Source organism: Microthrixaceae bacterium (assembly GCA_023957975.1).
Taxonomy (GTDB): Bacteria; Actinomycetota; Acidimicrobiia; order Acidimicrobiales; family Microtrichaceae; genus JAMLGM01.
In genome coordinates this window covers 1-10,521 of the sequence record JAMLGM010000021.1, presented here as the reverse complement: position 1 = coordinate 10,521, position 10,521 = coordinate 1, and the positions used below count along the sequence as shown (strand labels likewise).

Genomic DNA, 10,521 nt, shown 5'->3' with positions numbered 1-10,521 from the left:
AGTGCGATGAGGTGACGAAGCGGAACGTGGGTGGACGGCGAATCGACTCCGTCGGCCTGGTTCTTGCCCGCGGTGTGGTGCCTCAGCGCAATGACCTCCTGGTAGTCGAGCCAGCTCTGATCGAATTCTCGGGTGGTGAGATCGGCGATCCATTGGCCGAACCGAGCCCGCACCCTGCCGAGGTAGTCGCCATCGGGTTCCCCGTCGGCTCCGGCGAAGGTGGCGACGAGGTGGCTGGTGGCGCCGACAAATCCATACCAGACGTCGAGGATGTCCTCGGTCTGCGGGACGAGGATGGCACCGGCCCGACGAAGCGCTTCGCGGTCTGAATCGCTCCAGAGCAGTGATTGTTGGAGTGCTTGGAGATCGTCGAGGGAGACCGGGGAGCGGTCGAGGTCGGGGTTGCCGTAGGTGTACGCGGCGATGTCGGTGGTCATGGTTGTTCCTCCATGGTGGGCGGGTTGTCTGTCGCGGGGTGGGTCGGGAGCGCGGGTGCTGGCTCTGCGGGCTCGGCGATGAGGTGACCGAGATGGCTCCCGAGCGCGAGGTCGTCGATCACTCCGAGGAACATGTGTCGCAGCCGTCCCGACCGGTCGAGGATCAGCGCGGTTGGCGTGCCTTGGAGTTGGTAGCGGCCCATCGTCGACGGGATCGAGCGGCCAGCCACCGGTCGGTCGACGGCCACGGGAAAGGGAATGCGGTATTCCGAGACGAATGCCCGAAGCGCATCGGGGCCCATCACGTCGTGGTGTTCGAACACGGTGTGGAGTCCGATCACGACGACATCGCTGCGTTTGAACGTGCGGTGGACCTTTGCGGCCTGGGGGATTCCATGGCTGACGCATCCGGGGCAGAGCATCTGGAAGGCCTCGATCAGGACCACCGTTCCGAGAAGGTCTTCGAGGTTGATGGGCTCACTGTTCACCCAGGAGGAGGCGTCGAGTTCGAATCGTTCAGTGTCCATTCCAGAAGTATAGGACTCCTATGGATGATGTCAACAGGAATCTGGTGGAGTGCCCCAAGGCCATTGGTCGGCAGGCCTTCCATTTGTCCTTCAGGGCGGCGCACGGTGCGCGCATGAGTACGTCGAATCGACTTGGACCGGCGGGCGAGACGTTGATGACGCCGCTCGCGGCTGAGCTGCTCGAACGCTGCGGTTACAACCCGGAGCGGGTGTTGACCGACACAGGCAACGTCACAGGCGCGATCTGCCGGTCCATTGCGATCGACAAAGTCACCATCGCCTTTGCGGCGGCGCATCCAGACGCGCAGATCGTGACGGCCGGCATCGGATTGTGTACCCGCCACGACCGTCGCGAAACATTTCGCGTCGGGGGACGCGCTCGTCGGCGACAACTTCCACCCGAAGATCGCAAGGAGGGCATCTGCCGCTCCGCCGATCTAGCAGAGGTGGACATCGGTGACCTGCCGAAAGCCGATGACGCCGTAGAGCGACGCCTCCGACATCGACGCGGCCTCTGGGGCGAAACTCACCCGCCGGTCGGCCTTCACCGCGGCGAGCACGGCGTACGCATCGGTTGTGGAGACGCCGGTCCTGATCAGGCAGCGCAGGAACGCGTTCTCAACGGTTGGGCAGGTGATTGCTGCAATGTCGCCAAGGGTCAAGAACCGGTCAACCGCGGCGATGTGATGATGGTGTGCGTACTTGATGAGGTGCCGTCTGCTCAGACGGATCGAGGTTGTGTCACCCGAGCGCCCGGCGTCTCACCCCAGGCATGGGGTGTTCGGGTCGTAGATGCTGGTGTCCGGGCAGGTCGCGGCGCTGAAGTCGTAATACACCGACGGGCTCGTCCAGGTGGCGCCGACCCAACCGCCGGAGAAGTCGGAACCGCCGAAGAAGCCGGGTCCGTGGATAACGGTGTTGTTCGTGGTGATACCGGTCAGGTTGGCCCCGCTCATGACCACGTAGCCGATCTCGGAGTTCGACAGGTCGGCGCCCGCGAGGGATACCGACTTGAACGGGGTGTTGTTGAACGTGCCGGACAAGATGACGGCATCGTTGCCGGTCCCCGGGTTGACGTCCATGCCGATCCGGGCGCCGTTCCAGTTCGTGTTGTCGAGCCGCAGCAGGTGGTACGGCGACGGGTAGTCATTGTCGGGTTGGCCGTCGTCGTTGAAGTCGAGTTGGTTCTCGAGTGACCAGTTGCTGATCGTCGCGTTCGAGAAGTCCGATCCGGAGAAATCGACGTCGGACATGACGACACCGGTCCACGTGGTGCCGGAGAAGTCGCTGTTCTTGAAATCGACGACATACCAGTGCGATGCATCGACGCCGACCGCCGTCGAGGTGAACGTCGCTCCGGAGAATCGGGCGTTCGTCGCCTGCTGGCAGCCGAATCCGACGTTGATGAAGGTTGCGTCGGAGAAGTCGGCGTCGGACCACTTCATTCCGCGGAGCGTGACGATCGAGGGCAGCGTCTGGTTCGAGTAGTCGAACGTCGCACCATGGAACGAGGTTGCCGAGTCGATCACGACGGAGCGTCGCCCGCTCGACTGGAGGTCGGCCTCGGTCTGGTGGACGTAGAACCATTCGCCGAAGCTCGCTCCGACCTGCGAACTGCACAAGGGATGGCCGTTGTCGACGGTGGTGCCGTTGTAGCCGGGGCAGTAGGCGCCGACACACGAGTTCCCGCTGGGTCGTCCGCCACCGTTGCCGGACGCTCCGTAGACCAGGCCGAAATCGAAGTTCACCCCGGCCAGGTTCGCGCCGATGAACAACGCGCCGAGCAGGATGGCCCCGGCCAGGATGGCGCCGGTGAGGTTGGCCCCGGTCAGGTTGGCCCCGGTCAGGTTGGCGCCCTCAAGGTTCGCCCCGCTCAGGTCGGAACCGGCGAGGTTCGCGTTCACGAGCACGGCGCCACGAAGATCGGCACCCGACAGATTGAGGTTCGACAGGTCGAGGCCGGTCAGATTGCAACCGAACAACGATGCGCCGGGGCCGAGGTTCGGGCTCGCCCCGCAGTCGCTACCGACCCACGTCGAGGTCGGGTTGGCAGCGCACGCCCCGGCCGCCAGGCAGACCACCAACGCGATCACCGTCGTGGAACGTCGAACGCCCGCTTCCACCAAACTTGTCATCGATCCTCCCCGATCGCTGAGTGAGAGCCGATCGCCCACGACGTATCGGCTCGGTCCCCTCGACGCACATTAGAGACATTCCCCGACACGTGTACGGATTTGTTGTTGGTTGGCGCCGCTGGGGGCCGTCGCGCTTTGAGCCTGGGGAGTGCGGCCTCAGCGCCTGGGCTCGGCCGCGGCGATGGCGGCGGCGACCGCGGCGACGTCGAGTTGCTCGTCGCTCGGGGGAAGGCCGGCACCGATCAGGCCCGCCCACACGAAGTCGGCGAGGGCGGAGCTGAAGCGTTCGACCGACGGCGACTTGGATCGGCTCCACCAGTCGGTACTTCCCAGAATCGCGCCGAGCGCGGTGTTGGCGAGAAAGGCTGCGAGCGAAGCATCGCTGTCGTGCGCGTCGGCGTTGTGCGCGTCGGCGTCGTGCGCGTCGCCGGGGTCGAGCAGTGCGTTGAGGATGGCGGTGATCGGCGCGGCGATGTCGTCGACGACCGCTTCTCCGATCTCGGTGGAGTTGACGATGAACCGGTAGATCTCGGGGTCGGTTGCGACGTGTTCGACGAAGATCGTGATGCCCCGTCGCACGAACTGTTCGGGGGTGAACCCGTCGGCCAGGGTCGCCGAGAACGTCTCGAGGAGCGCGGCCCCCTTGCGGTCCATTAGGGCTTCGCTCAGCCCCGCCTTGCCGGCGAAGTTGTCATACAGCGTGGCCTTCGACACGCCGGCGGCGGCAGCGAGTTGTTCCATCGACACCGACGGGCCGTGGGTTCGAATTGCGTCCTCCGCCCCGTCGAGGAGGGAATCGAGTCGCTGTGCCGGATCCGAGCTCGGCCCCTTCGGTCGGCCTGGTTTGCGGCGCGTTGTCGCACGCTGGCGTGGTGTCGCTCGGCCCTCGGTCACCCGATCAACCTAGTGCCGCGGCCGGAAATGTCTGCGAAGCGTTGCCTGTTTCGTCGCCGTGGCCGGCAGAAATGGTTGTAAACCGACCCGCGGTCGGTTTATGCTCAATTCATGTCGACCGTGACCACCACCGAGCGCATCCAACGGCTGAACAGCGTCAGCGAAAGGCGCGTCGTCAATCCCGACACCGACCTCATTGGCAGCCTCCGCGACGGCCAGATCCTCCCCGACGAACTCCTCTCGATCGCCGGCCTCGATCTCGACCTCAGCGCCGAACAGCGGGCCACGCTCAGCCGCGAGGAGGTCGCCTCACTGTTCGACAACGGCATCCGCTTCGAAGCCATCCTCGAGGCGGGGTTCGCGCTCGAGATCGCCGCGGCCCGCGACCTCACCGACCCGCGGGTCACCTATCTGTGCCATGAGATCGGCGAGGAGACGCGACACCAACGGATCTTCCAGCGCATGATCCAACAGATCCGGCCGACGGCGAAGAACCCGCTTGCCGGCAACCGTGCGGTGGCGGTGTTCGAACGGATGTCGAACACGTGGCTCATCAACCACACGATGGTGCTCTATGTGATGGTGCTCGCGGGCGAGGAGATCCCCGACCTGTTGCAGAAGCTCGCCAGCGAACACCCCGACACCGACCCGTGGCTCGCCGAGGTCAACCGGTATCACCGCCAAGAAGAGGCCCGCCACCTCTCGTTCGCCCGGGCACGGTTGCCGGAGTTGTGGCAGAGCGCCTCGCGTGTCGACCGCTTTGCCGTCCGCCACGTCGTGCCGCTCGCCATCGCCCAGCTGTTCGAATGGCTGGTTCACCCGGGGGTGTACGAAACGGTCGGGCTGGACGGCTGGGCGACATGGAAGGCCGTCAACCGCTCGCCGCAGCGTCAAGCGATTCGCCACCGCGCCACCCGCCCGATCCTGGCGGAGCTCCAGTCCGCCGGCATCATCGACGCGAACAGGGTTCCCAAGCGCTGGCAGCGACTCTGCGGAATAGGCTGACGCGACCCGGGGTCGAATTTGGGCGTGTCATCTGTCACGATGGGGCGATGTCTATTACCGCGCCGCGATATGAGGGCCGTGTCCAGGTGCGCGATGGCCGCTCGCTCGGAATCGCCGAGTTCGGCCCGCCGCACGCCGAACAGACGGTGTTGTGGTTTCACGGAACCCCTGGGGCACGCAAGCAGATCCCCGACAATGCTCGAAGGCTCGCGTTCGAGCGAGGTATCCGCGTCATCGGTATCGATCGGCCAGGGGTCGGGCTGTCGACGGCGCATCGGTACCACCGGCTTCTCGACTTCACCGACGACCTGGAGGTCGCGATCGACCGTTTGGGGGTGGAGCGCTTTTCGGTCGTCGGCCTGTCCGGTGGTGCCCCCTACGCGTTGGCTGCGGCGCACGCGTTTGCCGATCGGGTGCCGACGGTCGGGGTTCTCAGCGGTGTGGTCCCGAGCGGGGGAGCCGACGGCACCGACGGCGGTCTGGTTGGTATCGCGGTCCGGTTCAAGCCGCTGTTGCCGGTCCTGAGCGAACCGTTCGGCGCGGTGATGACGAATTTCGTGCGGGTGGCCAAGCCGGTCGCTCCGTTCGCGCTCGACATGTTCGCCCGCATTTCCCCTCCCGGTGACCGCGAAATCTTCGCGGTGCCGGAGCACCGTGAGATGTTCCTCGACGACGTGCTCACCGGCGGTCGTCACGGGATGAAAGCGGCGGGCTACGACGCCGTGTTGTTCACCCGCTACTGGGGCTTTTCGGTTCGCGACGTTGCGACGAGGGTCGTGTGGTGGCAAGGCGATGACGACTACATCGTGCCGCTGTCACACGCCGAACACATCGTTCCGTTGCTTCCCCATGGCGAGTTGCGGGTGCAGCCGGGTGGTGGGCATTTGTGCGGGCTCGGTCTGGGTGACGAGGTGCTCGAGACGATCCTGGACTGGTAGAGGTTCGTTCCAGCGTCACGAATCGACGGGGTTCCCGGGCGGGGGAGGCCTGCGGCCTAGTTGGTGACCTCATCGGCCGTGATCGCCTCGAGCGCGGCCTGGCATGCCTGGGTCACGGTCGTGTCGGTCGCGATGGCCACGCTGGTCGGCCACGGCTCGAAGCGCTCCCGAATCGCTGCGGCCACGTCGGGGGTCGCCTCCGAGGGGTCGGTTCCGATGGCCAACCGTGCGGTGATGCGTTCATCGCAGATCTCGGCCGGCGCAACGCAACGCAGTTCGCTGAGTGGAACCGATGCCGCGGCCGCCGTCGCGCGGGCGAGTCGGCGGTGCGATTCGGTCGACCACGTGGCGTCGATGATGACCGACTCGCCCAACGACAACAGCTCGGCGGCCCGCCTGAGCGACTCGTTGTAGGTGGCGGCGACGGCAGCTTCGCTGTACGGGTTGCCCTCGCGGTCCGGCATCTCACGTCGCATCTCTCGGCGCACTTCATCGGTGCGAACGACCGTCGCCCCGAGTGCCTCGCCGATGGCCGCGGCCACCGTGGACTTGCCGGTTCCCGGTGTCCCGCCGACGAGCACGAGCCTCACCCGCGCCGCCTCGAGGTGGTGAAGGCACACCTCGACGAGGACCTGTAGTTCTCGAGTCGCCCGTGCCGCGGAAGCGCTGTCACCTTCCTGCGCAATCCGCACGGCCGCAACCTTGGCCCGAACCTGCGCCCGGTAGGCGATGTAGTGGTGCAACAGCGATGTCGGCCATGTCCGCCCCGACCGCGTCCGGTACTCCTCGATGAACGTGAGTGCCGCATCGGGGTGGCCGAGGCGTTCGAGGTCCATGGCCAGAAAGGCGATGTCGGCCACGACGTCGCCCCAACGCAGTTCGTCGTCGAAGTCGAGGCAGTCGATGATCCGCGGGCCGTCATCGAGTACGAAGATGTCATCCGCGAGGAGGTCGCCGTGTCCGTCGACGATCTGTCCGTGTTCGATCCGCGACTCGAACAGCGGTTCGCGCCCATCGAGGTATTCGATTGCGAGCGTCTCGATCCGGGTCACGCGATCGGCCTCCACGATTCCCGCGGGCACGGCGGCCAATTGTGCGAAGCCGTCACGCCAGCGGCTGGCCACGACCTCGCGTCGCCCGACCGCTTCGAGGTTGGGGTTTCGCGTCGAGCGTTCGTGGAGCGCAGCGATGTCGCCAGCGATGCGGTGGAGCGCGTCGGACACGTCCTCGCCTCGATCCAGACAGGTGCTGAGGCGGTGATCCGCTGGCAGGCGGCGCATCACCAGGATCGAGTCGCAGACCTCGCCGTCGTCGCCGTGGATGCCAGCGACCCCGAGATACACGTCCGGCGCGAGGCGTTGGTTCAATTCGAGTTCCCGGCGACACGCGGCGTCGCGGGACTCCACCGTGGTGAAGTCGAGAAATCCGAGATCGAGGGGCTTTTTGACCTTGTAGGCGCGGTCGCCGAGCAGGATCACGACCGCCGAATGAGTTTCGGCAATCTCGGGAGCGAGCGGTGTGGAGGTGCGACAGAGCGGCGAAGACCACATGGTTTCATCATCGCGGTTGTATCGGGGCGCCGTGGGGCGCCGTGGGGTGTTGAAGTGTTGGGTTCCCGCCGGAACCGTGAGCTACTTGGGTGTGGCCCGCTCGCGAAGCTCGCGTGCGGTCGCCTCGACGGCGGTGCGCACCGCTGTCGCAACGTCCTTGGCATCCGCGCGCACGGCCTCGTCGGAGTAGGCGTCGCTGATCGCGTCGGCGATCTCCTGGGCGACGGCCCCGAGACGTTCCAGGCCGACCTTGGAGGCGATCTCCTCGTCGGAGAGTTCTTCCTGGGCGTGTAGTTGAAGTTTCAGGCCGAGGGCGGACAGACGACTGCCGACCTCGCCCCAAGCGTCTTTGCTGTTGGCAGGCATGGGGCCCACTCTTGTGTGCGCTCGCCGAGTTGAAACAGGGTCGTTGGTCCCCGAGAACTCCTGGTTGGTGACGCCGCCGGGTCAGCCGGCCTCGAGTGAGGTGACCCCTTCGATGACGACGCTGTCGGGGAATTCGGCCTGCTCGTCGCCGGAGAGGTGACGGTTCCAGAACGCAGTGGTGACCTGCCGGTAGGCCTCATCGGCGTTGGTTTCGGTGTTCTCTCCGACCATGGCATGGGGGTGGCCGTGGGTGGTGAAGAGGTATTTCGGCGACCCGAGGGCGTCGAAAATGCGGCGGGCGTTGTCATACGGGAGGGTGGTGTCGCCGTCGGAATGGGAGACCAGTATCGGGATCGGCACGGACCCGAGTTGCTCGTCGGTGAGGTTCGACCCGCCGTCGGACTGAATCAGCGCGTCGACCCGTTCATCGGGCGAACCCGCGTCGAACCAGGCATCCCAGACGGTGAACGACCCGTAGGACAACCCGTAGTAGCCGACGTGGTCGGAGTCGATGCGGCCGGCGAATCGGTGGTCCTGCGCGTTGGTCTCATCGAGGAGCCAGTCGAGAAGGAACTGCACGTCACCCACCTGGCCCGACAGGTCGGCGAGGCGTTGGGTCAGCGCGGACCCGTCGAAGACGGCGGCATCGTCGGCGGTCACCGGGAAGCGTGGAACCGCCACGACATATCCGGCATCGCGCCAGGCGGTGGCGAGATCGCTGAACTTGTCGGGGTGGCCGTCGAATCCATGGGCGAGCACGATGAGCGGTCGAGGTTCTGACTGCTGTGGCAGGTACAGGTCGGTGTCGAGTGTGCGCTGCGGCAATTCAGCGACGTCTGCGACCGCCGGGGTCGGCCTGCTGTCGTCGACGACGGTCAAATCCAACAGATCCGCATCGAGGTCGGTTGGATCTGCGCTCGCATCGGGGGGAGTCGGCGGGATGTCGGCGGTGTCGGTGGGGTCTGCCACGGTGGTCGACGCTGCGGCGCCGTTGGCCGGGGGAGTGTCGTCGGCGTTCGAGCGGCCCGTGCATCCGGCGAAAAGGAGGGTTGCCGCGACGACGGTCGCGGCGACGTTTGCGCGGCGGGTGACGCGGCGGGTGAAGCGACGTGATGGACCATGTCGGTGCATGGCGGCGCACGTTACCAGTGTGCGAGTACTGTGACCGACGACACATCTGTGCAGGCCGTTTTGAATGGTTTCGGGACGTTTTTCCCTATCCAAAAGTCGTCTAGTCGACGACTATGAATTTAACCCCAAAGGAGGCTTGTGATGGAGCAGGAACGAAAACAACAGATCGGCTTCGGTGTCTGGACCGTGTCGTTCGGTGTCGCCGCGATGGCGTTGATCTTGGCGCTCATCGCGCTCTACCTCCCGCGAGGCAACGGTGGTGAGTCCGTGTCGAGCGCGGAGCCGCTGACCATCGACGTGTCGCTGACCGAGATGAAGATCACCCCCGCCTCGGTGGAACTGCAGCCAGGTCAGGCGCTCATCGTCAACGTCACCAACGACGGGACGATGCCGCATGACTGGAAAGTCGACGGAACCAACGGCACAGCGATGCTCGACCCCGGGCAATCCGAGACCGTGACGGTCGGTCCGTTCGACGCCTCCTCAACGGCCTGGTGCACGGTTCCTGGCCACAAAGAGGCTGGAATGGTGATGGACATCGTCGTGGCTGGCGCAACCCATTCAGGTGGCCACGGAGATACCGCCACCGGAGGCGACAGCGCAGGCTCGGACTTCGCGACGATCGATTCCAGCGCCACGCCTGCAGCGGATTGGCAACCGTACGACCCGACATTGGCTCCGGCGCCGGGCGGAACGGAACACACCATCGAGATGCACGCGATCGAAACCCTGGTGGAGGTCGCCCCTGGCGTGACTCAGATGATGTGGACCTTCGACGGAAAGGTGCCCGGCACCATCCTGCGCGGCAAGGTCGGCGACCTGTTCACCGTCACGCTGTACAACGATGGTCAGGTCGGCCACTCCCTCGACTTCCACGCTTCGAAGGTGGCGTGGGACGACGAGATGCGCACCATCAACTCAGGCGAGTCGCTCGTGTATCAGTTCAAGGCCGACTACGCCGGTGCCTACATGTACCACTGCGGCACGGCCCCTGCGCTGCACCACATCGGCAACGGCATGTTCGGGGCGATCATCATCGACCCGCCGAACCTGCCCCCGGTGGATCACGAGTTCATCTTCGTTCAGTCCGAGCTGTACCTCGGACCGGAAGCCAAGGAAGGCGACCTGGGCAAGATGCTCGACGAGGATGACGATGCGGTGGTGTTCAACGGCTATTACAACCAGTACATGCACAGCCCGATTCGGGTGGAAACCGGCGAGCGAATCCGTGCATGGGTCGTGGATGCCGGCCCGTCGGAGAACTCTTCATTCCACATCGTCGGGACCATCTTCGACACCACGTGGAAAGAGGGAACCTACCTGTTGCGGCCCGATGAGCGTCGGGGCGGATCCCAGGCCCTCGACCTGCAGCCCGCTCAAGGCGGCTTCGTCGAGTTCACCTTCGCCGAGGACGGTTTCTATGTGATCGTGACCCACAAGTTCGCTGCGGCGAGCCGGGGTGCGATGGGACTGTTCCAGGCCGGCGACGTCGAACTGCCTGAAGGTGCAAGCCACTAGTTGATCCGGGGGGGAACTGA

The 10,521-nt window shown here is 65.4% G+C and carries 11 protein-coding genes; 3 read left to right on the top strand and 8 right to left on the bottom strand.

Going from position 1 to position 10,521, the window contains the following annotated elements:
• From M9952_16445 to M9952_16425, 5 genes are all read right to left on the bottom strand, one after another.
• The coding region (locus M9952_16445; GenBank protein MCO5314514.1) for a protoglobin domain-containing protein at positions 1–437 on the bottom strand (437 nt) is incomplete at its 3' end.
• On the bottom strand, positions 434–964 hold the full coding sequence (locus M9952_16440) for a TlpA family protein disulfide reductase (GenBank protein ID MCO5314513.1): 531 nt from the start codon (positions 962–964) through the stop codon (positions 434–436). The genes M9952_16445 and M9952_16440, both read right to left, overlap by 4 nt.
• A 437-nt stretch (positions 965–1,401) precedes the next feature.
• On the bottom strand, positions 1,402–1,626 hold the full coding sequence (locus M9952_16435; GenBank protein ID MCO5314512.1) for a hypothetical protein: 225 nt from the start codon (positions 1,624–1,626) through the stop codon (positions 1,402–1,404).
• 99 nt (positions 1,627–1,725) lie between these two features.
• Positions 1,726–3,099 carry a pentapeptide repeat-containing protein gene (locus M9952_16430; protein MCO5314511.1) on the bottom strand — a complete coding sequence of 458 codons (1,374 nt, stop codon included), beginning with the start codon at positions 3,097–3,099 and terminating at the stop codon, positions 1,726–1,728.
• A 156-nt stretch (positions 3,100–3,255) separates the two neighbouring features.
• Positions 3,256–3,993: a TetR/AcrR family transcriptional regulator gene (locus M9952_16425; protein ID MCO5314510.1), complete on the bottom strand. Its 738-nt coding sequence runs from the start codon at positions 3,991–3,993 to the stop codon at positions 3,256–3,258.
• A 111-nt stretch (positions 3,994–4,104) separates the two neighbouring features.
• Here M9952_16425 and M9952_16420 point away from each other — a divergent pair, with 111 nt between their 5' ends.
• Positions 4,105–4,998, top strand: coding sequence for a diiron oxygenase (locus M9952_16420; protein ID MCO5314509.1), 894 nt, complete (start codon positions 4,105–4,107; stop codon positions 4,996–4,998).
• A gap of 47 nt (positions 4,999–5,045) precedes the next feature.
• Positions 5,046–5,936: an alpha/beta hydrolase gene (locus M9952_16415; protein ID MCO5314508.1), complete on the top strand. Its 891-nt coding sequence runs from the start codon at positions 5,046–5,048 to the stop codon at positions 5,934–5,936.
• Between the two features lie 56 nt (positions 5,937–5,992).
• Here the strand turns inward: M9952_16415 and M9952_16410 are convergent, their stop codons facing one another.
• The 3 genes from M9952_16410 to M9952_16400 all read right to left on the bottom strand — a co-directional run bounded on the left by M9952_16410 (position 5,993) and on the right by M9952_16400 (position 8,983).
• The gene (locus M9952_16410) at positions 5,993–7,486 is read right to left on the bottom strand and encodes an AAA family ATPase (GenBank protein MCO5314507.1); all 1,494 of its coding nucleotides are present in this window, start codon (positions 7,484–7,486) and stop codon (positions 5,993–5,995) included.
• 81 nt (positions 7,487–7,567) lie between these two features.
• Positions 7,568–7,852 carry a hypothetical protein gene (locus M9952_16405; protein ID MCO5314506.1) on the bottom strand — a complete coding sequence of 95 codons (285 nt, stop codon included), beginning with the start codon at positions 7,850–7,852 and terminating at the stop codon, positions 7,568–7,570.
• A gap of 81 nt (positions 7,853–7,933) precedes the next feature.
• Positions 7,934–8,983, bottom strand: coding sequence for a hypothetical protein (locus M9952_16400; protein ID MCO5314505.1), 1,050 nt, complete (start codon positions 8,981–8,983; stop codon positions 7,934–7,936).
• A gap of 141 nt (positions 8,984–9,124) precedes the next feature.
• On the opposite strand from M9952_16400, the gene M9952_16395 reads away from it, so the two are divergent.
• Positions 9,125–10,501 carry a multicopper oxidase domain-containing protein gene (locus tag M9952_16395; protein ID MCO5314504.1) on the top strand — a complete coding sequence of 459 codons (1,377 nt, stop codon included), beginning with the start codon at positions 9,125–9,127 and terminating at the stop codon, positions 10,499–10,501.
• The last annotated feature ends 20 nt before the right edge of the window (positions 10,502–10,521 follow it).